The organism is Arthrobacter sp. KNU-44 (assembly GCF_051843155.1).
Classification (GTDB): Bacteria; Actinomycetota; Actinomycetes; order Actinomycetales; family Micrococcaceae; genus Arthrobacter.
This window is the reverse complement of sequence record NZ_JBPXNG010000002.1, coordinates 3316166-3340969: the sequence shown is the minus strand read 5'-3', so window position 1 is coordinate 3340969 and position 24804 is coordinate 3316166. Positions and strand designations below refer to the sequence as shown.

The 24804-nt window shown below is 62.5% G+C and carries 19 protein-coding genes; 7 read left to right on the top strand and 12 right to left on the bottom strand.

Translation table 11 applies throughout. The features are described from left to right. Window positions 1–122 precede the first annotated feature (122 nt). Window positions 123–1082 carry a DUF559 domain-containing protein gene (locus ACSVHC_RS16675; protein ID WP_437771024.1) on the top strand — a complete coding sequence of 320 codons (960 nt, stop codon included), beginning with the start codon at window positions 123–125 and terminating at the stop codon, window positions 1080–1082. Window positions 1083–1228: 146 nt separating this feature from the next. On the opposite strand, the gene ACSVHC_RS16670 is transcribed toward ACSVHC_RS16675, so the two are convergent. From ACSVHC_RS16670 to glmS, 9 genes are all read right to left on the bottom strand, one after another. Beyond that, window positions 1229–2314 (bottom strand): inositol-3-phosphate synthase, encoded by a 1086-nt coding sequence (locus tag ACSVHC_RS16670; RefSeq protein ID WP_437771025.1) that lies wholly within the window; start codon window positions 2312–2314, stop codon window positions 1229–1231. 165 nt (window positions 2315–2479) lie between these two features. Then, window positions 2480–3517 (bottom strand): L-glyceraldehyde 3-phosphate reductase, encoded by a 1038-nt coding sequence (gene mgrA, locus ACSVHC_RS16665; protein WP_437771026.1) that lies wholly within the window; start codon window positions 3515–3517, stop codon window positions 2480–2482. 60 nt (window positions 3518–3577) lie between these two features. After that, window positions 3578–4933: a glycosyltransferase family 87 protein gene (locus ACSVHC_RS16660; RefSeq protein ID WP_437771027.1), complete on the bottom strand. Its 1356-nt coding sequence runs from the start codon at window positions 4931–4933 to the stop codon at window positions 3578–3580. Between the two features lie 101 nt (window positions 4934–5034). Continuing rightward, entirely contained in the window at window positions 5035–6792 is a 1758-nt protein-coding gene (gene treZ / locus ACSVHC_RS16655; RefSeq protein ID WP_437771028.1) for a malto-oligosyltrehalose trehalohydrolase, read from the bottom strand. A gap of 58 nt (window positions 6793–6850) precedes the next feature. Continuing rightward, window positions 6851–9169 (bottom strand): malto-oligosyltrehalose synthase, encoded by a 2319-nt coding sequence (gene treY / locus ACSVHC_RS16650; protein WP_439181138.1) that lies wholly within the window; start codon window positions 9167–9169, stop codon window positions 6851–6853. After that, a complete protein-coding gene (gene glgX / locus ACSVHC_RS16645) occupies window positions 9166–11526 on the bottom strand; it encodes a glycogen debranching protein GlgX (RefSeq protein ID WP_437771030.1) in 2361 nt (786 codons plus the stop codon). Before glgX ends, treY begins: the two co-directional genes overlap by 4 nt. Before the next feature lie 74 nt (window positions 11527–11600). Continuing rightward, window positions 11601–13145: an NAD(P)H-hydrate epimerase gene (locus ACSVHC_RS16640; RefSeq protein ID WP_437771031.1), complete on the bottom strand. Its 1545-nt coding sequence runs from the start codon at window positions 13143–13145 to the stop codon at window positions 11601–11603. Between the two features lie 14 nt (window positions 13146–13159). After that, on the bottom strand, window positions 13160–13507 hold the full coding sequence (locus ACSVHC_RS16635) for a holo-ACP synthase (protein WP_236812218.1): 348 nt from the start codon (window positions 13505–13507) through the stop codon (window positions 13160–13162). A 4-nt stretch (window positions 13508–13511) separates the two neighbouring features. After that, window positions 13512–15404, bottom strand: a complete 1893-nt coding sequence (glmS, locus tag ACSVHC_RS16630; RefSeq protein ID WP_437771032.1) for a glutamine--fructose-6-phosphate transaminase (isomerizing) — start codon at window positions 15402–15404, stop codon at window positions 13512–13514. A gap of 133 nt (window positions 15405–15537) precedes the next feature. Here glmS and coaA point away from each other — a divergent pair, with 133 nt between their 5' ends. The 3 genes from coaA to mscL all read left to right on the top strand — a co-directional run bounded on the left by coaA (window position 15538) and on the right by mscL (window position 17887). Continuing rightward, a complete protein-coding gene (gene coaA, locus ACSVHC_RS16625) occupies window positions 15538–16548 on the top strand; it encodes a type I pantothenate kinase (RefSeq protein ID WP_236812222.1) in 1011 nt (336 codons plus the stop codon). A 5-nt stretch (window positions 16549–16553) separates the two neighbouring features. Beyond that, window positions 16554–17408, top strand: coding sequence for a M15 family metallopeptidase (locus tag ACSVHC_RS16620; RefSeq protein WP_437771033.1), 855 nt, complete (start codon window positions 16554–16556; stop codon window positions 17406–17408). An 89-nt stretch (window positions 17409–17497) separates the two neighbouring features. Then, window positions 17498–17887 (top strand): large conductance mechanosensitive channel protein MscL, encoded by a 390-nt coding sequence (mscL, locus tag ACSVHC_RS16615; RefSeq protein WP_437771034.1) that lies wholly within the window; start codon window positions 17498–17500, stop codon window positions 17885–17887. 66 nt (window positions 17888–17953) lie between these two features. Here mscL and glmM read toward each other — a convergent pair whose 3' ends face one another. Next, window positions 17954–19318 (bottom strand): phosphoglucosamine mutase, encoded by a 1365-nt coding sequence (gene glmM / locus ACSVHC_RS16610; protein WP_439181137.1) that lies wholly within the window; start codon window positions 19316–19318, stop codon window positions 17954–17956. A gap of 332 nt (window positions 19319–19650) precedes the next feature. Between glmM and ACSVHC_RS16605 the strand changes: the two genes are divergently transcribed. Both ACSVHC_RS16605 and ACSVHC_RS16600 read left to right on the top strand, forming a co-directional pair. Next, on the top strand, window positions 19651–20568 hold the full coding sequence (locus ACSVHC_RS16605; RefSeq protein WP_437771036.1) for a glycosyltransferase 87 family protein: 918 nt from the start codon (window positions 19651–19653) through the stop codon (window positions 20566–20568). 181 nt (window positions 20569–20749) lie between these two features. Continuing rightward, window positions 20750–22462: a glycosyltransferase family 39 protein gene (locus tag ACSVHC_RS16600; protein WP_437771037.1), complete on the top strand. Its 1713-nt coding sequence runs from the start codon at window positions 20750–20752 to the stop codon at window positions 22460–22462. Window positions 22463–22608: 146 nt separating this feature from the next. On the opposite strand, the gene rpsI is transcribed toward ACSVHC_RS16600, so the two are convergent. Continuing rightward, a complete protein-coding gene (gene rpsI, locus ACSVHC_RS16595; RefSeq protein WP_234749102.1) occupies window positions 22609–23118 on the bottom strand; it encodes a 30S ribosomal protein S9 in 510 nt (169 codons plus the stop codon). Window positions 23119–23154: 36 nt separating this feature from the next. Further along, window positions 23155–23598 (bottom strand): 50S ribosomal protein L13, encoded by a 444-nt coding sequence (gene rplM / locus ACSVHC_RS16590; RefSeq protein WP_024817563.1) that lies wholly within the window; start codon window positions 23596–23598, stop codon window positions 23155–23157. Window positions 23599–23893: 295 nt separating this feature from the next. Here rplM and ACSVHC_RS16585 point away from each other — a divergent pair, with 295 nt between their 5' ends. Further along, window positions 23894–24547 (top strand): prepilin peptidase, encoded by a 654-nt coding sequence (locus tag ACSVHC_RS16585; RefSeq protein ID WP_439181136.1) that lies wholly within the window; start codon window positions 23894–23896, stop codon window positions 24545–24547. The last annotated feature ends 257 nt before the right edge of the window (window positions 24548–24804 follow it).

The following is a 24804-nucleotide window of genomic DNA, read 5'->3' as shown; positions in this document are numbered from 1 at the left end:
TGTCGCACTTTCGCGGAACGCTCGCTCACATATGTCGCACGCGGCGGACAAGTCGTACAGCCGAGTCCCGGGCCTGTGGATAACTTCTGCGGGCACCGGTCGGTTTGCGGCACAATGCGGGTATGCGAAAAGAGTTTGCCCTTCCCGCTCAACTGCTTTCAGGTCCGTTCACGCTCACCCAGGCCCAAGCCCAAGGTGTCCCGCGCAGCCGCCTGCTTCGCGCCGACGTCGAACGCGTCAGCCGCAGCCTCTACCGTCCGATCGACTGGGACTTCGATCTTGAGTCCGCCGCCCGTGCGCTGTCGGCCGCTACCCCAGGGGCCTGGATCTCCCATGTGACGGCAGCGCGCCTTCGCTGTTCCTGCCTTCCGCCGTGGCTTGCCGATTCGACGGAACTGCACCTCAGCAAGCCGCGATCGGTGCCTGGAGCGCGTCGGAAAGGCGTGATCGGGCATAGGGTGATCACGGCCGAGGACGAGGTCGAATCCGTTGATGGAATACGCATAAGCACGCGCCCGCGCACTTGGCTGGACATGGCCCGGCTGCTGCCTTTGAACGACCTCGTCTGTATGGGCGACGAGCTGATTCGCGTACCCCGCCAGGCGTTGGAAGGACGAGACACACCGTTCGCAACCCTTGAAGAACTGCACGCCTTGGTGGAGCGGCATCCAAATTTGCAGGGCGTCGTGCGTGCCCGGCAGGCTCTCGAACTGATGCGCGTAGGCGCGGATTCGGCGCCAGAGTCCCTGCTTCGCTTGGCCATGATGGACGCTGGAATTCCCGAACCCGAACTTCAACTCAAGTTGCGAAGTGACGATCCGTTCTCGCCGTCGGCCGATTTGGGGTTCCGTCAAAGGCGGGTCGCCATTCAGTACGACGGCGGCCATCACCTTGAGGAGGCGCAGACACTAAGTGATCGACGCCGGAACAAAGCCTTCGAAGCGGCCGGATGGACCGTCCTCGTATTCCGCAGGGACGATTTGGCGGATGGTTTCGAGCTGGCTACCAAGAAGATCAAGAAGGCACTGCGATCGGCGTGGGTTAATCCCGCCGTCGCATCCGGCTTTGCCAGCGCCGTGTAGTGAGCCAGCGTTAAACGACAGACGCCCGCTCACCTATCAGTGAGCGAGCGTCCGGCCAAAACCCGGCATACCTGAGCGAGCGTCCGGCCAAAACCCGGCATACGTGAGCGAGCGTCCGGCCAAAAGCCGATATAAGTGAGCCGGGGTTAGCGCTCGACGTCGCCGCGGATGAAGGCCTCGACCTTTTCGCGGGCGAGGTCGTCGTTGAACTGCTCCGGCGGGGACTTCATGAAGTAGCTGGAAGCAGAGAGCAGCGGGCCGCCGATGCCACGGTCCAGGCCGATCTTGGCGGCGCGGATGGCGTCGATGATCACACCGGCCGAGTTCGGGGAGTCCCAGACCTCGAGCTTGTACTCGAGCGACACCGGGGCATCGCCGAAGTTGCGGCCTTCGAGGCGGACGAACGCCCACTTGCGGTCATCGAGCCAGGCGACGTAGTCCGACGGGCCGATGTGGACGTCGTCGGCGTGCAGGACGGCCTCGACGTTGGAGGTCACGGCCTGGGTCTTGGAGATCTTCTTGGATTCCAGACGGTCGCGCTCCAGCATGTTCTTGAAGTCCATATTGCCGCCGACGTTGAGCTGGTACGTGCGGTCCAACGTGACGCCGCGGTCCTCGAAGAGCTTGGCCATGACGCGGTGGGTGATCGTGGCGCCGATCTGGCTCTTGATGTCATCGCCGACGATCGGCACGCCGGCGACGGTGAACTTGTCGGCCCATTCCTTGGTGCCGGCGATGAAGACGGGCAAGGCGTTGACGAAGGCAACGCCGGCGTCGATGGCGCACTGGGCGTAGAAATGCGCGGCGTCCTCGGAACCAACGGGCAGGTAGCAGACCATGACGTCGGCCTTGGCTTCGCGCAGTGCGGCAACGATGTCCACTGCCTCTTCCGGGGCCTCGACGATGGTCTCGCGGTAGTACTTGCCCAGGCCGTCCAGGGTGTGGCCGCGCTGCACGGTCACACCAGTGGAAGGCACGTCAGCGATCTTGATGGTGTTGTTCTCGCTGGCGCCGATGGCGTCAGCGAGGTCGAGGCCGACCTTCTTGCTGTCGACGTCGAACGCAGCGACGAACTGGACGTCGTTGACGTGGTACTTGCCGAACTCAACATGCATCAGACCCGGAATCGTGGCCTGGGGGTCGGCATCGCGATAGTAGTGGACACCTTGGACCAGCGAAGCGGCGCAGTTACCTACGCCGACAATGGCGACACGAATCGGATGTGAAGACACGGAACTCCTTTGAGAACTAACCTCAGGTGCCTAGCGCGTCAGTACCTGAATGTACGACGGCGTCTTAAAGGCACAGCGCCATTCGGCGCTCTTAGCATTGTAGCCAACCCAAACGGGGCCGGCTTTGTTCCCAGCCGGCCCCGCAAGTGTGTTAAGTTTCCGAATCTACTTCTGCGCCCACAGATTGATGTCGGATTCGACGGCGAACTCGTCAATCGCTGTCAGTTCCTCCGACGTGAAGTCGAGGTTGTTGATCGCGGACACGGTGTCCTCGAGCTGGGCCACGCTGGACGCCCCGACAAGCGCCGAGGTCACAGGCGAACCCTTGGGCTGATCGCGCAGGATCCAGGCGATGGCCATCTGGGCGAGGGTCTGGCCGCGTCCGTCGGCAATGGCGTTCAAACCACGCACCCGGCTCAGCTTTTCCTCAGTAAGCGCTGATTCCGACAGGAACCGTTCCTTGGCAGCGCGTGAATCCGCGGGGATTCCGTTCAGGTACCGGTTGGTGAGCATCCCCTGTGCCAGCGGGGAGAAGGCGATGGATCCAGCACCAACCTGGTCCAGCGTTTCGTAGAGGTTGGGCGAACCGTTCTCGGTCCAGCGGTTGAGCATGGAATAGCTGGGCTGGTGGATGAGCAGCGGCGTGCCCATCTCCTTGAGAATCCGGGCTGCCTCAAGGGTCTGCTCCGGGGTGTAGGAGGAGATTCCGGCGTAGAGGGCCTTGCCAGAACGGACTGCGTGGTCCAGGGCGCCCATGGTTTCTTCCAGCGGGGTTTCGGGATCGGGACGGTGGCTGTAGAAGATGTCCACATAGTCCAGTCCCATGCGCTGAAGCGACTGGTCGAGGCTGGAGAGCAGGTACTTGCGGGAGCCCCATTCTCCGAAAGGGCCGGGCCACATGTAGTAACCGGCCTTGGTCGAAATGACGAGCTCGTCGCGATACGGCTTGAAGTCGTCCTTCAGGTGGCGGCCGAAGTTCGTTTCGGCCGATCCATCCGGCGGACCATAGTTGTTGGCCAGGTCGAAGTGGTTGACCCCCAGATCGAACGCCCGGCGGAGGATGGCGCGCTGCTCTTCGAAACGCTTGTCGTCGCCGAAGTTGTGCCACAGTCCCAGCGAGATCGCGGGAAGTTTGAGGCCGCTGCGTCCGACGCGGCGGTAGGGCATGGTTTCATAGCGGTTTTCCGCAGCCGAATAAGTCATACCTACCATCCTGCCACCGCCTTCGAGGCTCGAAGTGCGATGTCCGTCATGTGGGCGCGGTCACTTACCAGGGTCCAAATTCACCATCGCTGATTGTGGGGACGGGCTGCGCCGGGTCAGTACCTCCTTTAGCGATTCGACCCAGAGGGCGGTTAGGGGTAGCGACGCCCAAGGGGCACTTACAGCCGCAAAGGGCCACGGCACCGATAAGGACAGCACGTGCAGCGCCGGAGCCAGCCACATCAGCACGAATGCTGCCACCAACATCACACGGATAAAAGCAGACGGTCGCCGTTCCAAGAGAAAGAGCGCGACGGGGACGAGGAGGACAGCGTCGTAGATCATTAGATGGGGCGAGAATACGACGGTGGTTGCCAGCGTGGCCACCCATACGGCTTGGGTGTCCACAGTGGTAGTACTGGCTGCCCGGATTCTTTGGAGGAGAAAAACAAAACCGACGGAGATGAATGCCCACCCCACGTATGTGGCGAGCCAAGCACTCCATCCCGGCGGCAGAATGGCGATGATGAACGCCGGAAGGCTCACCATCTTCCAGGCTTGGCCTTGCTGGACCTGTTCGTTGTAGACCGAACTAGTGATTGCGGCCACCCAATGTTGGACTCCGTCGATTCCAACAAGTAGTACCGATATCCCAGACAGTCCCGCCACAACCGCCACGAAGGCTGCGAGTGCCCTGTATTTTCGAGTGAAAAGCAGGACGAATGGGACTAGAACTACCAGCTGGGGTTTCAAGAACCCAAGACCAATAACCGCCCCCGCGAGGCCTTGACGGCGCGTTGCCATGAGGCGCAGCCCGACGAGCCAAACGGCGAGTACGAATGCAGAATCCTGCCCGCCACCTATCAATTCAAGAACCGGTGCGGAAGCGAATATTGCCAGGAACACATATTTGCGCCGTCGTCGCATGAGGTTCGGGGCGAGGAAGCCAAGGCTATGAACACACCAGATCAACATCGAAGCGCTCAAGACTACCCAGCATGCCGCGCTCACGTTGTAGTTCAACACTGAAAGGGGTGCGTACAGGGCCGCGACGAGTGGAGGAGAAACAAACCATGCCAAGTAGGCGGTCGGACCCAAGGCTGTAACCTGATGCCCCAACTGGATTGCGGGGTCGTACAGCCCGTCACGTTCACCAGATAGAAGGAGTCCGCCTCCCGTCCAATGTGCGAGATAGTCAGGGAGAAATGCCCCCTGCGCTCCGGGATCAATGACGCGCTGCGCGGACGAAACGACCGTCATGAGCGCACCCAGGACTATGAAAATCATCGGATAGTTCCGCAGGCGCTCCGCAGTAATCAGCCTGTCGAGCGCTTGAACCAAATTTCGGAAGAAACGTTCGCAAGATCGCGGAATTCTACGAAATCCCCAGTTTTGTTTTCGACCGCGCAGCAGCATGTTGCGGAGCCTACCTCAAACACATTTACCGGGCCATCCCCCTTGGAGCCTGTGGTGAGGTGCCGGGGAGCCGGAGCTCACCGTTCGGGGCGGCCACCGCCTTACTTAAGGCGCACGACGGCGGCGCTCTCGCCCGGGAGGGTCAGCTTTCCGTTCCCGACGGCGGCAGTGGAGTCCGTGGCGAGCAGGACTTCGCCATCCATCGCCTTCGTCAGGGTCCGGTCCCCGAAGTTGCAGGCAACCCTTACCGCGCCCCTGCTAAGAACCAGCCATTTGTCCTCTTCGCTGAAGTCGACGTGTGTGTCAGTGAATCCGCCGCCCGCAAGCTCCGGAGTCGAGCGCCTGAGGTTCGCCAGCGCCCGGTAAAGGTCCAGCAATCGGGCGTGATCGCCGTCGTGTGCTTCCTCCCACTTGAGCTTGGAACGTTCAAACGTCTCCGGATCCTGGGGGTTGGGCACCAACGCAGGGTCCCAGCCCATCCGTTCGAATTCCTTGAGCCGGCCCTTTGCCGTAGCCTCAGCCAGCCATTCCTCAGGATGCGAGGTGAAAAACTGCCACGGCGTGGACGCACCGAATTCTTCGCCCATGAAGAGCATCGGAGTGAACGGCGACGTCATAGTCAGCACGGCGGCCAGCGCGAGCCTGCCGTAGGACAGGCTCGAACTCAGGCGATCACCGGCCGCGCGGTTGCCGATTTGATCGTGGTTTTGGTTGCAGACCACCAACGCGGCAGGATGAACGAGCCCCGGGCGAATGGGGCGGCCATGATGCCTGCCGCGAAAGCTCGAGTAGCTCCCGTCGTGGAAGAATCCGTGTTCAAGCACCTTCGCCAGTGCGCCCAAGGAATCGAAATCCGCATAGTAGCCAGCTGTCTCCCCGGTGAGGTTCACATGCACGGCGTGGTGGAAGTCGTCGCTCCACTGCCCTTCCAGGCCGTAGCCATTGGTATCCCGGCGGTAGATCAGGCGCGGATTGTTCAGGTCCGATTCCGCAATCAAGGTCTTGGGGACGCCTGTTTCCGCTTCGATGCCATCCGCGAGGCTGGCTAGGTCTTCCAGGATATGGACGGCCCGCTCATCGCGCAGGGCGTGTACGGCGTCAAGGCGCAGCCCGTCCACGTGGAAGTCGCTCAACCACATGGCGGCGTTGTCCAGGATGTATTGACGGACTTCGTCGGAGCCGGGGCCGTCCAGATTCACCGAGTCGCCCCATGTGTTCCCTTCGCCGGATTTCAGGTAGGGGCCGAATTTCGGCAGGTAGTTACCGCTAGGCCCCAGATGGTTGTAGACCACATCCTGGATCACGCCTAGTCCGGCAGCATGCGCCGCATCCACGAATCGCTGATACGCCTCCGGTCCCCCGTAGCCCTCGTGGACGGCGAACCACAGCACGCCGTCGTACCCCCAGTTGTGGGGGCCGTTGAAGGCATTGACTGGCAGAAGCTCCACGAAGTCGATTCCAAGTTCAACGATGTAGTCCAGTTTTTCCGCTGCAGCGTCCAGCGTGCCTTCCGGAGTGAAGGTACCGAGGTGAAGCTCGTAGATGACAGCGCCGCCGAGCCCGCGTCCCGCCCAATCCGAGTCGTTCCAGGCATAGGACGTGGCGTCGAAGGTGCGGGAATGGGCATGGACCCCGTCCGGCTGGCGCTGCGACCTCGGATCGGGAAAGGGCCCCTCCCCGTTCACCAGGTAGCCGTAGTCAGTTCCGGCCCGCCGGGGTACGTCTGCCGTCCACCAGCCCGCGGCGCCGTCGTCGTCCGACCGCATTTCGTGGTGCTGACCCTCCGCAAGCAAAGTGACAGATTCTGCAAACGGGGCCCACACGTCGAACTGTTTCCCCGCGCTGGTCTTCTCGGCCATCGCTTCCCCTCAATTGTCTCGTTCGGGCTTCGTTTGCCCGCCGTTGTTGGTGCTCTGGCTAGCCAATGGGCACAAGCAAGGCCACCGGGTATCTCTGCAGAAGCCTCGCGACGTGAACCTCGCCCGCAGGGTAACTGTTGCCTGTCAGTTGATCCTGGACTGCGCTCCGAAGATGAATGAACGTGTCCTGCCACCCGCCGTTCCGCTGGAGCTTCCGCGGGAGCCTGGTTGCCAAGGTGATGGCACCGCCACCGGCGGCAAGGGCGCCACGGTCGAAGGCGATGAGATGGTCGGCCGCGGGACCCTCCGGATTGACAGCACTGTAGCCAGCGAAAAGCTCCGGCCTGTCCCGGCGCAACCGCAGGGCCCGGGAAGTCAGCAGCAGTTTCGCCAGCTCGTCCCTCGCTTCAGTCTGGACACCGGCGTCGAGGGCTGCGAGAGCGGCCCTCCGCCGTTCGAAGTCGACCGCGCGCCGGTTGTCCGGGTCGGTGAGTGAACGATCCCAGAACTCCGTGCCTTGGTAGACGTCCGGTACGCCCGGCATGGTCAGCTGGACAATCTTTGCCGACAATGAGTTCGACGTCCCATACGGGTCCACGAGGGCAACGAACTCTTCCAGGGCGGTCGTCACCTCCGGCACGTCGAAGACGGCGTCGACGGCGGAAGCCAGCTTCGCTTCGAACTCTTCGTTCGGCTCGGTCCAGCTGGTGGAGTTGCCGGCTTCGCGTGCAGCCTTGACCACATAACCGTGGAGGCGTTCACGACTGGCCGGCCAGGCACCCGCGATGGCTTGCCATACGAGGACGGCGAGTGGCCCGTCGGGAATCGGAGCCATTTCCTGCATACGATCCACGAATGGTTCCCATTCGGCGACCGTCTCGGAGATAGCGGAGATCCTGGCCCGGGTGTCTTCGCTGCGTTTCGTGTCGTGGGTGGTCAGTGTGGTCATGGACAGCGGCAGCAGTGCCTGGCGACGTACCATCCGCTCGTGGAATCCGGCCCCGGACAAGGCGAATTCCGTGGGATCCGCTCCCACCTCGGTCAGCGTCCCAAGGCGCGTGTAGCGGAAGAACGCAGTGTCTTCCACGCCCTTGGCCATGACCATGCCGGAGGTCTGCTGGAAGCGGCGGCCCAGTTCGCTGCCGGCGTCGAGCAGCAGCGGAAGCAGCGCCTTGAGGACCTGTTCCAACTCCGGTCTGGTGCGGGCAGCCCGTTCAACGGCTTCAACCAAGGTGTCTTTGCCGTACGGGAGATAGCTCCGGTAGACATGAAACGAGGCGATGGTCTCGGCCAGGGCGTCTGCCACCTCCGGACGGGGCGTCTCCGGAGCGTCCGGGACGAGCCGCGCGAGCCGGAGGATTTCCGAATGCAGGATGCCGTCCGTGATTCGCCGCTTGGTTCCGTGGATCATGGCCTGGTAGTCAACGGGCGAGCCCGTGCCCCGGAGCCTGGCATCCAAGGCATCAAGCTGCGCCTCGGCGTCGGGATCCACGAAAAGGCGGTCGACGTCGGCGAGGGCGTCGTAGCCTGTGGTCCCCTCACAGTTGAAGTTCTCCGGAAGTTCCTCCCCCGGCTCAAGGATCTTCTCGACGAGCAGATAGGAGCCGGCCGTGGTTTCCTTGAGGCGCTCCAGGTACCCGGCAGGGTCAGCGAGCCCGTCGGGGTGATCGATCCTCAACCCGTCAACAAGCCCGTCACGGAACCATCGGGCGATCTCCGAGTGGGCTTCATCGTAGACCCATGGGATCTCGACGCGGATCCCGGCCAAGGTGTTGACTGCGAAGAACCGGCGGTAATTCAGCTCGTCGTCGGCCCGGCGCCAGCCGACCAGCTCATAGTGTTGGCGCGCATGGACGTCCCTGGCGTTTTCACCCGCGGCATAGCTGCCTTCGGCCAGCGGGAAGCGGTGGTCGAAGTAGCGCAATTCGCCGTCGACCACGTCCAGCTTGTCGACGTCGTCGTCGCTTCCGAGGACCGGGAGCCGGAGCTTTCCGCCGGCGAAGTCCCAATCGACGTCGAACGCTTCCGCATAGCGGGAGGCCTTGCCCTCTTTGAGGAGGGACCACCACCAAGCATTTTGCGGGGGCGACGCAACGCCCATGTGGTTCGGGACGATGTCCACCAGGACCCCGAGGCCGGCCTCCCGTGCTGCCTTGGAGAGCGCGGCGAGCCCTTCGGCGCCGCCGCGCGAAGCATCAACGGTTGAGGGGTCGGTGACGTCGTAACCGTGGTCCGAGCCCTCCTCCGCCGTCAGGATGGGTGACACGTACACCCAATCCACCCCGAGCTCGCGCAGATAGCCCGTGAGGGCCGCCGCGTCCTGGAGCGTGAACGAGGGCCTGATCTGGAGCCTGTATGTGGAGACGGGTGTCCTCATGATCCCCCGTTCTTGTGGGCGCGTGGCTTTCTGGGCTTCTTCGGCGCAGCGGCAGGCTTGGTTTCGGGGTCAGCCTTCGGCTCCGGAGCATGGTGCTTTTTCGGTTCAGGGGCTGCTTCCGGTACAGCCTGGAGCGTCCGGGTGGAGGGTGCCGGCGTGGCCGGGGAAGTCAAGGAAGCCGTTTCGGTGGTGGTTGTCTGCGACAACGCGGCGAGGGACGCCGCCACCGAATGGTCCGGGTCCGTGTCCGGGACGCTGTGTGCCCTCAACACGACGAGCGATTTGGCCCCAACACCCAGGACCGCTTCCGCCTGCACGGGTTCGGTGTCGGCTCCGCCACCGGCGGTGTCGATGATGATGTCCCACGCAGGTGCGTATTCATCCGAGGGCACCTTGAAGCCGACTTCGTCGTCGTGGGCGTTGAAGTAGAGCAGGAAGTTGACGTCCGTGATGCGCCGGCCCTGGTTGTCCCGGCCGCGGATTCCGTCGCCGTTGAGGAACACGCCCACGGAGCGGCCGAAGCCGCTGTCCCAGTCCGACGGCGTCATGGTGGTTCCGTCGACGTCGAGCCATACGATGTCCGGAAGCCTCTCGCCCTCGCCTCGCAGTACCGGGCGTCCGTCGAAGAATCGGCTGCGCCGGAAGGTGGGGTGCTTGGCGCGCAAAGCACTGACCGCGGCCGTGAACTCCACCAAGGGCTGGTCCACGCTGTCCCAGTTGATCCAGGTCAGCTCGGAGTCCTGGCAGTAGCCGTTGTTGTTGCCCCGTTGCGTCCGGCCGAGCTCGTCACCGTGCAGCAGCATCGGGACTCCCTGGGACAGGAGCATGGAGGCGATGAAGTTCCGCTGCTGGCGGGCACGAAGGCCCAGGACCTTCGGGTCCTCCGTGGGCCCCTCGACGCCGCAGTTCCAGGAACGGTTGTGGGATTCGCCGTCGTTGTTGCCCTCGCCGTTCGCCTCGTTGTGCTTCTCGTTATAGGACACCAGGTCGGCCAAGGTGAAGCCATCGTGGGCCGTGACGAAGTTGATGGAAGCCACCGGGCGGCGCCCTGAGTGCTCGTAAAGGTCCGCCGATCCGGTCAACCGGGAGGCGAACTCACCGAGGGTGGAGGGCTCGCCGCGCCAGAAGTCGCGGACCGTGTCCCGGTACTGGCCGTTCCATTCCGTCCACTGCGGCGGGAAGTTGCCCACCTGGTAGCCGCCGGGACCGACGTCCCACGGCTCGGCGATCAGCTTGACCTGCGAAACCACCGGATCCTGCTGGATAAGTTCGAAGAACGTGGACAGCTTGTCCACGTCATAGAATTCGCGGGCCAGCGTGGATGCGAGGTCGAAGCGGAAACCGTCCACGTGCATTTCGGTGACCCAGTAGCGCAGCGAATCCATGAGCAACTGCAAGGAATGCGGGCTGCGCACGTTCAGCGAGTTGCCGGTGCCCGTGTAGTCCATGTAGTGCTTCTCGTCGCCCTCCATCAGACGGTAGTACGCGGAGTTGTCGATCCCCTTGAAGGACAGCGTGGGGCCCAGGTGGTTGCCTTCGGCCGTGTGGTTGTACACGACGTCGAGAATGACCTCGATGCCGGCCCGGTGGAGGGACCGGACCATGGCCTTGAAGTCCTGGACCTGCTGGCCGGTATCGCCCTTGGAGCTGTAGCTGTTGTGCGGGGCAAAGAACCCGATGGTGTTGTAGCCCCAGTAGTTGTTCAGCCCCTTGTCCTGCAGGATGCCGTCGTTCGTGAACTGGTGCACCGGCATGAGCTCGATCGCCGTGATGCCGAGCTTTTGCAAGTGGGAAATCACCGCCGGGTGGGCGACGCCGGCGTAGGTGCCGCGCTGCTCCTCAGGAACCTCGGGGTGGAGCTGGGTCAGGCCCTTGACATGCGCCTCGTAAATCACGGAACGGTGGTACGGGATCCGCGGGAGGTGGTCCCCGTCCCAGTCGAAGAACGGGTTGATGACCACGCCCATCATCATGTGGGGCGCGGAGTCCTTGTCGTTGCGGGAGTCCGGATCCCCCATGTTGTACGAGAAAAGCGCCGGGTCCCAGTCGATCTGCCGGTGGATGGCCTTGGCGTAAGGGTCCAGGAGGAGCTTGTTGGGATTGAAGCGCTGCCCGTTAGCCGGGTCATACGGACCGTGCACGCGGTAGCCGTACTTCTGTCCGGGCTGGACGTGCGGGAGATAGCAATGCCAAACGTAGCCGTCCACCTCGCTGACGGTGTAGGAAATCTCTTCCCCGTCGTCGTCGAAGAGACACAATTCCACCTTTTCCGCCTTCTCGCTGAACAGCGCGAAGTTGGTTCCCGTCCCATCGAAAGTAGCCCCCAACGGGTATGCGGATCCTGGCCAAACGTCCATGTGTTCTCCTTCATGTGCCGGATAACTTCCTGCCAGCCTAGCGAGACTATGCGACTTTCATGGAACATCCGGGATCATCCGGCGCGATGTTCCCCGAGAAATCGGAAGACATCGGGGACTGCCCGGGCAATATCGGAAGCGGTCAATGGCCCGCCCGCCGAGGCTGCGCTGCCTGCCATTCCGTGGATGCCCGCGCCGACGGCGGCTACCGCGGCCCAGCGCTCATCAGGGGCGATTCCCAACGCTGCGAAGGGTCCGTCGTCGTCCAGCCCGGATTCCGCGTACGCCGCAGCCAACGCGCCGACAATCCCGCCAAGGACGTCCCCGCTGCCTGCCGTTGACATCCACGCGCATCCATCCGACTGGCTGAAGACCGCCCCGGAAGGCGAAGCAACTACGGTCGTGGCACCTTTGAGCAAGACGATGGCACCGGTGTGCTCGGCCGCAAGCCGGGCGAAGTGCACGGTCCGCGATTCCACGTCCTCCCGCGTTACGCGCACTTCGCCTCGGCCAAGAAGGGCCGCGAGCTCCCCGGCGTGCGGGGTGAGAATCCAGTTCGGCGGGCAGCGTTCCGGCAGGAGCTCCAGGGCTCCGGCGTCGACGACGGCGGGCTGGCCGGCGCTGGCCGCTACGGCCAGCACGTCGCGGGCTCGCTGGAGTTGTTCGGCTCCGTCCAGGCCAGGACCGAGCAGCCACGCCTGGACCCTGCCGGGCTCGGCCGGCTCCCAGATGGCTTCGGGGGTCCGTACCAGGACCTGCCGCGCCACGACTTCCGGACCGAGGTACCGCACCATTCCCGCACCGCCCGCGGAGGCGGCCTCGACACAGAGAGCCGCGGCCCCGGTGTAGCGCTCGGAACCTGCCACGATGCCCAGGACTCCCCTGGTGTACTTCTGGGCCCGACGCCCCGGCTCAGGAAGCACGGCGGCCAGGTCAAGGGCGGAGAAGCGGCGCAGGGCAGGTGCCGGAAGATGCTCCTCGATGCCGATGGGCACGAGGATCACGCGGCCGGCGCGGCCCTCACCCGGGTCGGCCATCAGCCCGGCTTTGATTCCCCCGAATGCCACGGTCAGCCGCGCTGCCAATACGGGCCAGTGGACCTCGCCTGTGTCGGCGTCCACTCCGCTGGGAGTATCGCAGGCCACCACCAGACTGGGCCTTAGCTCCTCCAGGGCGGCAATTAATTCCGCGGCCGGACCCCCGAGGCCGCCACGGGCACCGGTGCCCAAGATGGCATCGATGACTGCATCGTCGCCGGCAATCAGCACTGCCAGTTCTTCGGCGTTGTCCCGGTCCAAGACGTGGACGCGTCCGCCCGCGTCACGGACGGCCTCGAGGGCGTCAGGATGGGCGGAACCGGCGGTGAGCACTGCCGTCGTGCGCATGCCACGCCTCGCGAGCATTGCCGCGGCGAAAAGACCGTCCCCGCCGTTGTTGCCCTTGCCCGCCAGCACGGTGACGCTCGATCCGTAAAGGCGGCGGCCTTCCGACTGCAGTTCACGCACGACGGCGTTTGCCAGTCCGTATGCTGCGCGCTGCATGAGAAGAGCGCCTTCGCCGGCATCAAGAAGCGGTTGTTCCGCTGCCCTGATCTGTGTTCCGGTGAAGGCGCTGATCATGGTTGCTTGCGCTGCTAGGCTTCGGCGATGACCATGGCAGTGGCGATTCCGCCGTCGTGGCTCATGGACACGTGCCAGCGCTTCACGCCCATGGACTCGGCAACTGCCAGCACGGTGCCCTTAACCTTGATGGTGGGGCCGTTTTGGTCCAGGCCGATCCAGCAGTCCTGCCAGTTCATGCCCGCCGGAGCCCCCAAGACCTTGGCTACGGCTTCCTTGGCCGCGAAGCGCGCGGCCAAGGACCGCGTGTTGAGTTCGCGTTCCGCGGGAACGAACAAACGGTCACGGAGGCCCGGGGTCCGCTCGAGTTGGCGCCCGAAGCGCTCTATGTCTACGACGTCTACGCCTATGCCAACAATCATGCGGCTATTCTACGGTCACACTCTTGGCAAGGTTGCGCGGCTGGTCCACGTCGTATCCCTTGGCCTTGGCCAGCTCTGCAGCAAAAATCTGCAGCGGAACAGTTGTGAGAAGCGGCATCAGCAGGGTAGGCGTCTGAGGGACGTAGAAAACGTGCTCGGCGTAAGCCCGCACGGCTTCGTCGCCTTCCTCGGCGATCACCAGGGTACGCGCACCGCGGGCGCGGATTTCCTGGATGTTGCTGACGACCTTCGCGTGGAGGGAATCGCGGCCCCGAGGCGAGGGAACCACGACAAAGACGGGCTGCCCTTCGTCGATCAAGGCAATCGGACCGTGCTTGAGCTCACCGGCTGCGAACCCTTCAGCATGGATGTACGCGATTTCCTTGAGCTTCAACGCGCCCTCGAGCGCTACCGGGAATCCGACGTGGCGGCCCAGGAACAGCACCGACTTCTCGTCCTTCATGCTGCGGGCGAGCTCACGGATGGGACCCGCGTTGTCGAGGATCTTCTGGATGTGGGCGGGTATCTTGCCAAGGTCCGCCAGGACGTCCTTGATCTGGCCGGAGAAGATGTTTCCGCGCAGCTGGGCGAGGTAGAGACCGAGCAGATACGCGGCCGTGATCTGGGCCAGGAACGCCTTGGTGGAAGCGACGGCGATCTCCGGACCGGCGTGGGTGTAGAGAACAGCATCGGATTCGCGCGGGATGGTGGATCCGTTGGTGTTGCAGATGGAGATCGTCTTGGCGCCCTGTTCGCGGGCGTAACGAACGGCCATCAGGGTGTCCATGGTCTCGCCGGACTGGCTGATGGACACCACCAGGGTGTTGGCGTCCACGATCGGGTCGCGGTAGCGGAATTCATGCGCGAGCTCCACCTCGGTGGGGATGCGGCACCAGTTCTCGATCGCGTACTTGGCGACCATCCCGGCGTATGCGGCCGTGCCACAAGCCAGGACGATGATTTTGTTGACCTGCTTCAGCAGCTCAGGGTCGATCCGGAGCTCGCTCAAGGTCAGCTGGCCGTTAATGTCCGAGCGGCCGAGGAGGGTCTGGGTGACTGCGTCAGGCTGGTCGTGGATTTCCTTCTCCATGAACGAGCTGAAGCCGCCCTTTTCCGCGGAAGCCGGGTCCCAGTCAACGTGGTATTCCTTGCCCTGGGCGGGGGCCCCGAAGAAGTCTGTGATCTCCACGGTCTCGGCGGTGATGGTGACGATCTGGTCCTGGCCCAGCTCGACGGCGCGGCGCGTGTGATCGATGAAACCGGAGACGTCGGAGCCGAGGAAGTTCTCGCCTTCCCCCAGTCCTACAACAAGGGGGGAGTTGCGACGGGCTGCGACGACGACGTCCGGCCGCTCGGCGTGCACGGCGAGGAGCGTGAACGCACCTTCGAGCCGCTGGCAGGCAAGCTGCATCGCTTTGGTGAGCTTGCCGTTGGAGGAGTCACCGTTGAGCTGGTTACGGAAAATATCGCCCAGGAGCGCTGCCGCTACCTCGGTGTCCGTCTCGGACTCGAAAGTGACACCCTTGGCGATGAGCTCCAGCTTGAGCTCGGCGAAGTTTTCGATGATTCCGTTGTGGATCATGGCCAAGCGTCCGCCATCCGCCAGATGCGGGTGGGCGTTCTGGTCGGTGGGTCCACCATGTGTGGCCCAGCGGGTGTGGCCGATGCCGGTCAGCGAGTCCGGGAGCGGATTTCCCTCGAGCTCGTTCAGCAGATTGCTTAGTTTTCCCGACTTCTTCCGGGCTGCGATGGTTCCATCAGCCACCACGGCAACTCCGGCTGAATCATAGCCCCTGTATTCAAGCCTCCGGAGTCCTTCAAGCACGACGTCGAGAGCCGAGTGCCCGGCATCTGCCCGGCGGGATGAATTGCCAACGTAACCTACGATTCCACACATGCCTACAAGAGTAGCGGGTGCCCCTCGAAATGGACGTAGGATATCCGGGCCCGCACGTAGGCCAGGCCGCGGAATATGCGGGATAGCGCACCTTTTCCGGAGAGCATGCTCACACAAAATCTTCCCGCCGTTCATGCTGTATTTCCGGATCAGCCAACGGAGGGGCAGAATCTCTATAGTGACTTTGCAACGCAATGAAGCGAACGGCGACAGCTCCTCTCCGTTCGTGGAGCTGGACAGGCAGACGTGGTCCCGGCTGGGTGCACAGATGGAGCAGCCGCTTAACGAAGAGGACATCATCCGGCTTCGCGGCCTCGGCGATCCCCTGGACATGAAGGAAATCCGCGAGGTCTACCTTCCGCTCTCCCGCTTGTTGCACCTTTATGTCCAGGCGTCACAGCAGCTTCATGCAGCCACAACCACCTTCCTCGGTGAGCAGACCCAGCGCACGCCCTTCGTGATCGGCGTCGCAGGTTCGGTGGCGGTCGGTAAGTCCACTATTGCCCGCGTGCTGCGCGAGATGCTCCGCCGTTGGCCTGGCACTCCGAACGTCGAACTCATCACCACCGACGGGTTCCTGTACCCGCTCGCTGAGTTGAAGCGCCGGCATTTGCTCGAACGCAAGGGCTTTCCGGAGTCGTACGACCGCCGTGCACTTCTTCGATTCGTGAGTGCGATCAAAGGGGGTGCCGAAGAGGTCCGCGCTCCTTGGTATTCGCACGTCACCTACGACATCGTCCCGGACAAGGAAGTGGTGGTCCGACGGCCTGATGTCCTCATTGTCGAGGGCCTCAACGTCTTGGCACCCGCCCGTCCCCGGCAGGACGGCCGGCAAGGCTTGGCCCTGAGCGATTTCTTTGATTTCTCCATTTACGTTGACGCCAAGACCTCGTACATCGAAGACTGGTATGTGGACCGTTTCCGCAAGCTTCGAACCACGGCGTTCGCCCAGCCCGAATCCTACTTCCACCGTTACGCCACGCTCTCCGACGCCGAGGCGGAAGCAACTGCACGCGGCATTTGGAAGCGCATCAACGAACCCAACCTTGAGGAAAACGTGCTCCCTACCCGTGGCCGTGCGCAACTCGTCCTCACCAAGGACGCCGACCATTCCATCCGCCGCATGCTGCTCCGAAAGGTTTAGCACGGATGTGCTACACCTGCGGTCCCAGCCGAAGGTCCTTCGCAACGCTACTTGGTGCAGGGGTGGGAATGGCGGCCTTGGCGGCCTGCAGCCCGGATACCCGGGTCGCTTCGCCCACATCCGCACCGTCCTCTTCGGGCCCGCAGACCGCAACGCCGACGCCGACGACCACGACGCCGGTTCCCGCCGCACCGGCGAGCGAGCCGCCGTCGAGCGCACCGCCGTCGAAGGCTCCGCCGTCGGGTGTGCTGTCCCAGCAGTTTTCCCTGAGCGACCCGGCGAGCCAGTGGGTCATCGTCAACAAGCGCCGGCCGCTGACCCCTTTGCAGTTTGTCCCTGCCGACTTGGTACAGCCACGCGTGCAACTCGCAGTCAGCGGAGAGGCGTCCCTGCTCAACGGCACCACCGCCGGAGCAGCCGAAAAGCTCTTCGCGGCAGCGGACGCGGACGGCGTGACCATGACTCTGGCGTCCGGCTATCGTTCCTTTCAGACCCAAACCGCCACATACAACGGCTACGTGAGCACCCGCGGCCAGGCCTCCGCGGACACGGCTTCCGCCCGTCCCGGATTCTCGGAACACCAGACCGGTTGGGCGTTCGACATCGGAGACGGCGGCGGGGCGTGCAGCTTCGAGCCCTGCTTCGCTGATCAGCCAGCCGCCGTTTGGGCCAAGGCCAATGCATACAAGTACGGCTTCGTCGTCAGGTACCCGTGGATGCTCAATGAAATCACCGGCTATTACTACGAGCCGTGGCATTTGCGATTCATCGGGGTTGAGGCCGCAACGGATATGGCCAAGCGGGGCATCGGCACCCTTGAGGAGTATTTCGGACTCGAAGCGGCGCCAGGCTACCCCTAACGGTTGATTAACCAGGGAACTTCCCGACACTCCTCGGGAATTGAACGGCTGCTCACTTCGAATTCACAAGCATGCACTAGCTTGGTGCCATGTTGAGTGGATTTAAGAATTTCATTCTGAAGGGCAACGTCGTAGACCTTGCCGTAGCCGTCGTCATGGGTGCCGCCTTCGGTGCAGTGGTTGATGCACTCGTCAAGAACGTCCTCATGCCGCTGATCGCTGCCATGGTTGGATCCCCCAACTTTGACAGTTTCGCGAAGGTAACCATCAACGGAAATGACCTGCAGTTCGGGGTTTTGCTGACCGCGATCGTCAACTTCGTCCTGGTAGCCGCCGCAATCTATTTCGTCGTGGTAGCACCGATGAACCACCTCATCGAGCGCCGCAACGCCAAGTTGGGAATCTCGGAAGATGAGCCGGCGGCCGATCCCACGGTCACGCTCCTCACCGAGATCCGCGACAACCTGGTCCAACGGTAAGCAGTTGAAATAACTGTGGCCCGCCTCCTTACGGAGACGGGCCACAGTTGCGTGGTGCTTTCGCGCCTAGAGAGCCAGTTCGCGTGGAATAGCGAGGCGGTCTTCGACGACGCCGGCCAGTTCAGTGCAGATGCGGGTGGCGGTTTCCATGTCCGCGGCCTCCACCATCACGCGCACCAGCGCTTCGGTGCCCGACGGCCGCAGGAGCACCCTGCCGGTGTCACCAAGTTCGAGTTCGGCGGCAGCCACCGCAGCGGCGACGCCTTCGTCCGTGGCGGCGCGCGACTTGTCTACGCCCTTCACGTTGATCATGAGTTGCGGCAGCTTGGTCATGGCGCGGGCGAGGTCTTGGAGGGTGCGGCCTGTCCCGGCCACCTGGGCGGCGATCTGCAGACCGGTCAGGACGCCGTCGCCCGTGGTGGCGTAATCGGAGAAGATCACGTGGCCCGACTGCTCTCCCCCAAGGCTGAAGCCGCCGTCGCGCATTGCCTCGAGGACGTACCGGTCCCCCACCGCGGTCTCACGGAGGGTGATTCCAGCGTCTCGCAATGCGATCTTGAGCCCGAGGTTGCTCATCACGGTGGCTACCAGGACGTCGTCCTTCAGTTTTCCGGACGCCTTCAGCGCGAGGGCCAGGATCGCCATGATCTGGTCACCGTCAACCTCGTTGCCTTCGTGGTCCACGGCCAAGCAGCGGTCGGCGTCGCCGTCGTGCGCTATACCGAAGTCCGCACCGTGCTTGATGACCGCTTCCTTGAGCTGGCCAAGGTGGGTGGAACCGACGCCGTCGTTGATGTTCAGACCGTCGGGTTCCGCGCCGATCACCACTACTTCGGCGCCCGCGCTGGCGAAGACCTGCGGGGAACAGCCGCTGGCTGCACCGTGTGCGCAGTCCAGCACAACCTTGAGACCCTCGAGGCGGTGCGGCAGGGTGCCGAGCAGGTGGACGATGTATCGGTCCTCGGCGTCCGAGAAACGCTGGATGCGGCCGACGTCGCCCCCCACTGGGCGTGAGGGTTCCTTGCCGAGCTGAGCCTCGATTGCGTCCTCCACCTCGTCCGGGAGCTTCTGGCCGCCGCGGGCAAAGAACTTGATTCCGTTGTCCGGCGCCGGGTTGTGCGAGGCCGAGATCATGACGCCGAAATCGGCATTGAGGTCCGCGATGAGGTAGGCCGCGGCGGGCGTGGGCAGCACGCCGGCGTCGTACACGTCGATACCGGAGCTCGAAAGCCCGGCCTCCACCGCTGCGGCGATAAACTCCCCGCTGGCGCGCGGATCCCGGGCGACCACGGCGCGGGGCCGCGTTCCGTTGGCCGCACGCTCGTGGCCAAGGACCACCGCGGCTGCTTGGGCCAACTGAAGAGCGAGCTCCGCGGTGAGCAATCCATTGGCGAGACCACGCACGCCATCTGTTCCAAATAATCTAGCCATCGCGTCCCAGTCTAGACGACGGTTGCAGGGGTCGAGGAAAGGCGGCCCGCCGACCCCGCCCATACCTCTTCAGCGGCGCGAGCGCAAGAGTGGGACTACTTGACTTGCGTCTTGCGCTCCACTCTAGTAAAGGCCCTTAACAAGTATCTACGATTACCGCATGACACCTAGCTCTGGGGGCTTGGCGCTCGAAATAATTGTCCCCGTTTTCAACGAGTCCGCCATACTCGAAAGAAGCATTTGCCGGCTTTCTAACAATAGACGCTGGGAATTGTTGCCCGGTTGGGGAATTACGATTACCTTGCAAGCGAGCCGGACGCGGTCGGGTTGCCATGATTAATTCGGATGAAGAGAACATCACCGATGCCTTGGTCAGTCCACGGACTGCCTTTGCCAGCAAGTTTCCTCTTCTTACAAAAGCCGCATTCGTGCTGGTTTGGCTAGCCGGTCCGTACTTTGCAACGCACGGCATTTACTTCGCCATACTGAACAGCAACCCCGGTTTCGACGCTCATGCGTACTGGCTGGCAGGGCAAGGCCCCCTTTTGTATGACAAACCTGCCGGAGCACTCGATGCGTATCTTTACTCTCCAGCCTTTGCCACGGCCATTCGCCCGCTTGCCATGCTCGAATGGCCGTTTTTCTTCGCAGTGTGGGTGTGTTTGGAGTCGGCCGTTCTTGTCTGGCTCCTCAAACCACTACAGCTCAAGTGGGCGATTCCGCTCTTCTTGCTCAGTGTTCCAGAATTGGTCAATGGAAACATCTTCATCCTGCTTGCCGCTTCGGCAGTAATCGGAACCAAAATGCCTGCCGCCTGGGCTTTCCCGGTGCTGACGAAGATCACCAGCGGAGTAGGGCTCATCTGCTTCGCGGTGCGTGGTGAGTGGCGTCGACTCGGCCAAGGCATCAGCGCGTGTCTGGTCATAGCGGGTCTTTCATATCTTTTTGGCCCCTCCGAGTGGCAGGCCTGGTTCACCTTCCTGGTTGAGCACCGGGACGCTACACAAGACGGCGGTCTTAGCTTCCTCCTACGATGCCTGCTTGGAGCGGGCGTAGCTGCAGTTGGCGCCCGAAAAGGTTGGCCTTGGCTCATTGCCCCCGCCATGGTGCTGGTCTCTCCCGTATTCGCCCTGCCCACACTTACGCTCCTTACAGCAATTCCGCGACTCACAATGGGCGCTGAGCCTGGCAGACCGGGAAGCAGTTTCGGAATGAACCATCACCCGGTTCGCACAACATTGGGGGGTTGAAATGTCGACGGGCGTCAGAACACGGACAAGAAACCTCCGGTGGACCCTGTTCCGCGGACCAGCCCAGGATCTTCCCTGGCAGCGTCCGTCTCTTCTGAGCCTTCTGGCTTTCGCGTCTGTCCTCTATATGTGGGGGCTCGATCGAAACGGGTGGGCTAACTCTTACTACTCGGCTGCCGCCATGGCCGGATCGGAAGATTGGACCGCGTTCTTCTACGGGTCCTCGGATCCCAGCAATGCGATAACCGTTGACAAGCCTCCGATGTCTCTATGGATCATGTCCCTCTCCGTGCGCGTTTTCGGGCTCAACTCATGGAGCATCCTCATCCCACAGGCACTCATGGGAGTACTCAGCGTCTATCTGATCTACCGGATAGTGGCGAAACGAACCGACCCTGCAACTGGCCTATTGGCGGGGCTAATCTTCGCAGTTACGCCCGTGGCCACTGTCATGTTCCGATACAACAATCCGGATGCGCTGCTGACACTTTTGATAATCGGGGCCGCCTACGCGACCCTCGAGTCAATCGACCAGGGGAAGTTGCGCTGGCTACTCGTCGCGGGAGCCCTGGTGGGTGCCGGGTTCCTGACGAAACAACTTCAGGTCGCACTCGTCCTCCCTGCGATCGGACTGGCGTACGTTCTTTTCGCCCGATTCCCTGTGTATGTCAGGTTGCTTCACTTGGGTGCCGGGCTGCTTGCAGCGATCGTGGCCTCGGGCTGGTGGTTCATCATCGCACAGGCGGCTGATCCTGCCCGGCGACCTTTCATCGGCGGCTCCAGATCCAACAGCATCTGGGAGCTCACACTGGGATACAACGGGCTGGATCGGCTGAGCGGTGCGGATGCCAGCCGCACGATGTCAGGTGCAACAGCAGCGTTGGACGTGAAGCTTGAACCAGGAATCACGCGATTCCTGCAACCGCAGTTCTCCGGCCAGTTCGGGTGGTTTCTCCCAGTCGCCCTTGCAGGAATCGGCATCACCGTAGTGTTTCTCTTTCGCCGTCTCGGCACTCCCGAACAGCGTTCGTTCCTTGTTTTGTGCTCAGCGTGGCTTATTTGTTCGGCATCGGTGTTGGCCATAATGTCAGGCATAGTCCACCCCTACTACGCAATCTCGACTGTGCCGTCGCTTAGTTGCCTGGCTGCGTTTGCGGCAACCTTCATGATGCGCCGCCTAAAAAACGGTCTAGTCCGGGTTGCAACTGGGTTCGTTTTGGCTCTCTGCCTGATTTTCGGTTACGCTTCCGCGTCTCGGTCCGTGTTGGACTTCCCGTGGCTGCCCCAGATTCTGCTGGTCACAGGAGGGCTGGCGGTCGCCATCGCGTTGCTTCCACCGGTCAAAAAGCGATTTCGAACGGCAGCAATGCTGCTGATCGGCGCCTCGACCTTCCTTGGCCCTACGATCTGGTCGATAAACACGGTATTGAGCCCCCATGTGGGGGCCGGAGTGGTCTCCGGGCCAAGCATCCTGGGCGTACGGACTGATAGTCCGGATCGAAAACAATTGCCGGCCGATACACCGATAGCCTTCACCGCAGTCATGTTCGGCGACGTGCCGCCGCCAGGAGCCATTGGGAGAATCGAGTCGGAACCCGCGTCGGTGCGGTGGGCGGCTGCCACTGTGGGTTCGGAGACCGCGGCCAACTACCAACTGGCCAGCTCCAAAGCGATTCTTGCAGTGGGGGGATTCGACGGAACGGATCCCTTCCCGACGCTGGAGCAATTTCAGGCAATGGTCCGCAACGGCAACGTCGGAACGTTTCTGATCCAGAACCTTCCACCGCTGACAGTTGAAGGGAGAGGGGAATCTGCCCGGATTGTGCAATGGGTCAAAAGTACCTTCCAACCCGAAATCATCGACGGGGCAACCATGTATCGCCTTATCCAGTAGTTCAGAGTACGACGAAGCCCGCCCCGCCAAATGGCGAGACGGGCTTTCGTGCAAGCGGATTAGCGCTTGTGGATCCGAGCGCTAAAAAGCGCCGAGGGCCCCCTAGTGATGTCGCGCCAGCGGCAACACTAGGGGTAGGCGCATCTTTAGCGCTTGGAGTACTGCTGAGCCTTGCGTGCCTTCTTGAGACCAGCCTTCTTACGCTCGATGACACGGGCGTCACGACGCAGGAAGCCGGCCTTCTTCAGGGTGGCGCGGTTGTTCTCGGTGTCGATCTCGTTCAATGAACGGGCGATGCCGAGACGCAATGCGCCGGCCTGGCCGGAAATGCCGCCACCGTGGATGCGTGCGAAGACGTCGTAGGCGCCGTCAAGATCAAGGATCTTGAAGGGCTCGTTGACGTCCTGCTGGTGCAGCTTGTTCGGGAAGTAGTTGGCCAGCTCGCGGCCGTTGATGATCCACTTGCCGGTGCCGGGCACGATGCGAACGCGTGCAACAGCTTCCTTACGACGGCCAACTGCGGCGCCGGCAACAGTCAGTGCCGGGCGCTCCTTCTTCGGCGCTTCTGCTTCCGCAGGACCGCTCTCCGAGGTGTAGCTGGTCAGGTTTTCCTCAGCCACAACGGCCTCGGTGGTCAGTTCTTCGTTCTGAGCCACGATTCTCCTTGATTAAAAGTTGTTTGGTGGCCAGGACTACTGGGCGACCTGGGTGATTTCGAAAGTCTTGGGCTGCTGGGCGGCGTGCGGGTGCTCTGCACCGCGGTAGACCTTCAGCTTGCCCAGCTGCTGTGCAGCGAGGGAGTTCTTCGGGAGCATGCCCTTGATGGCCTTCTCCACGGCGCGGACCGGGTTGGATTCCAGCAGCTCCGCGTAGTTGACGGAGGTCAGGCCGCCCGGGTAGCCGGAGTGGCGGTATGCGCGCTTCTGCTCCAGCTTGGCGCCGGTCAGGGCGACCTTTTCAGCGTTGATGATGATGACGAAGTCGCCCATGTCCATGTGGGACGCAAAGGTCGGCTTGTGCTTTCCGCGCAGCAGTGTTGCGGTCTGGCTGGCAAGACGACCAAGGACAACGTCGGTGGCATCGATGACGTGCCACTGGCGGTTGATATCGCCGGGCTTCGGGGTGTACGTACGCACGGTTTTGCCTCGTTCTTGTTCTGGCGTTCATGTTTTAGGCGGCACGCTTGAAGCGTGTGCCTACTAGGTATGCGTTACCGGAGCAGAGGTGAGGGCTCTATGTACCAGTTATCCCGAAGTCCCGATATGCCTGTCGAGTTAACGATCCTGCAACTGGATCCCCAAGCGGGCATGTGTCATCGAGAAAGGACACGCACAACGACTATCAACAATAGCGGCAACGAGCTCCAGGGTCAAAATAGGCTGGAAACCAGCGTGAACCACCGAGACCCTTCCTGAGCTCCTAGGAGATGCCATGACAGCAACTGCCGCCCAGCCCTTGCTTGTGGCCGCCTTCGGGCTCCTGGGGCTCCTCACAAGCCCTCTCGCGGAGCTTCTGATAGCCCGTTCCCTGCCGCGGCTTGGCGGCATCCCATCCCCCGCTATGAGGCTCACGACGGCGGTGCTCACCGCTGTGCTGTTTGGCCTCCTGACCCTCCGCTTCGGTTTCTCACCGATTCTCCCCGCCTATCTGCTTTTAGCAGTGATGGCAGTGCAGCTGTCACGCGTGGACGTGGCACACCACCTGCTCCCAAACCCGCTGATCCTGCTGTTGCTTGCAGCCGGCTTGGTCCTTTTAACTACGTCTGCTGCGCTGCTTTCGGACTGGCCGGGGCTCCTGCGTGCGGCTGCCGGCGGCGTCATTTTCTTCTTCGGGTACTTAATTCTTGGATTGATCTCTCCCGGAGGCCTCGGAATGGGCGATGTGAAGCTCGCAGCGCCACTCGGAATGTACTTGGGCTACTTGGGCTGGAGCCAAGTGTTCTACGGGGGAATGCTGGGATTTGTGATTGGCGGGGTGATGACGGTGCTGATGTTGCGCCTGAAGCGCGGAATCAAGCCATCGGAAGTGGCACACGGGCCGGCTATGTTCGCAGCGGCAATTGGAGTAGTCCTTCTCTCCGCGTGACGCCGAGGCTTCTCCCACGGGCTCCGTGCAGGCCCGCGGGGCTACTACTGTCTCGCCGCTTAAGTAGTACTTAGCCAAAAAAACCGAGTACTTGCACCCGCATCCGCGAGTAGTAGGCGTTGTTCCAGGATGGAAAGACGAGTACCACTACGCATTGTTTGTTAACCCTTCCAGGAGCAATTCTTGTCCTATCGAAATCCGATCCGCTAAACGGGATATGCGAGCGGCAGGAATTCGTAGACAAATTCACTTATCTG

Excerpts from the sequence above, each read along its gene's own strand:
- ACSVHC_RS16635 (WP_236812218.1), bottom strand. The coding sequence starts at position 13,507 with ATGATTGTTGGCATAGGCGTAGACGTCGTAGACATAGAGCGCTTCGGG.
- coaA (WP_236812222.1), top strand. The coding sequence starts at position 15,538 with ATGCTGTATTTCCGGATCAGCCAACGGAGGGGCAGAATCTCTATAGTG.
- mscL (WP_437771034.1), top strand. The coding sequence starts at position 17,498 with ATGTTGAGTGGATTTAAGAATTTCATTCTGAAGGGCAACGTCGTAGAC.
- treZ (WP_437771028.1), bottom strand. The coding sequence starts at position 6,792 with ATGGCCGAGAAGACCAGCGCGGGGAAACAGTTCGACGTGTGGGCCCCG.
- glmM (WP_439181137.1), bottom strand. The coding sequence starts at position 19,318 with ATGGCTAGATTATTTGGAACAGATGGCGTGCGTGGTCTCGCCAATGGA.
- ACSVHC_RS16660 (WP_437771027.1), bottom strand. The coding sequence starts at position 4,933 with ATGCTGCTGCGCGGTCGAAAACAAAACTGGGGATTTCGTAGAATTCCG.
- ACSVHC_RS16640 (WP_437771031.1), bottom strand. The coding sequence starts at position 13,145 with ATGATCAGCGCCTTCACCGGAACACAGATCAGGGCAGCGGAACAACCG.
- ACSVHC_RS16605 (WP_437771036.1), top strand. The coding sequence starts at position 19,651 with ATGATTAATTCGGATGAAGAGAACATCACCGATGCCTTGGTCAGTCCA.
- ACSVHC_RS16585 (WP_439181136.1), top strand. The coding sequence starts at position 23,894 with ATGACAGCAACTGCCGCCCAGCCCTTGCTTGTGGCCGCCTTCGGGCTC.
- ACSVHC_RS16675 (WP_437771024.1), top strand. The coding sequence starts at position 123 with ATGCGAAAAGAGTTTGCCCTTCCCGCTCAACTGCTTTCAGGTCCGTTC.
- ACSVHC_RS16600 (WP_437771037.1), top strand. The coding sequence starts at position 20,750 with ATGGCCGGATCGGAAGATTGGACCGCGTTCTTCTACGGGTCCTCGGAT.
- glgX (WP_437771030.1), bottom strand. The coding sequence starts at position 11,526 with ATGGACGTTTGGCCAGGATCCGCATACCCGTTGGGGGCTACTTTCGAT.
- ACSVHC_RS16620 (WP_437771033.1), top strand. The coding sequence starts at position 16,554 with ATGTGCTACACCTGCGGTCCCAGCCGAAGGTCCTTCGCAACGCTACTT.
- treY (WP_439181138.1), bottom strand. The coding sequence starts at position 9,169 with ATGAGGACACCCGTCTCCACATACAGGCTCCAGATCAGGCCCTCGTTC.
- glmS (WP_437771032.1), bottom strand. The coding sequence starts at position 15,404 with ATGTGTGGAATCGTAGGTTACGTTGGCAATTCATCCCGCCGGGCAGAT.
- mgrA (WP_437771026.1), bottom strand. The coding sequence starts at position 3,517 with ATGACTTATTCGGCTGCGGAAAACCGCTATGAAACCATGCCCTACCGC.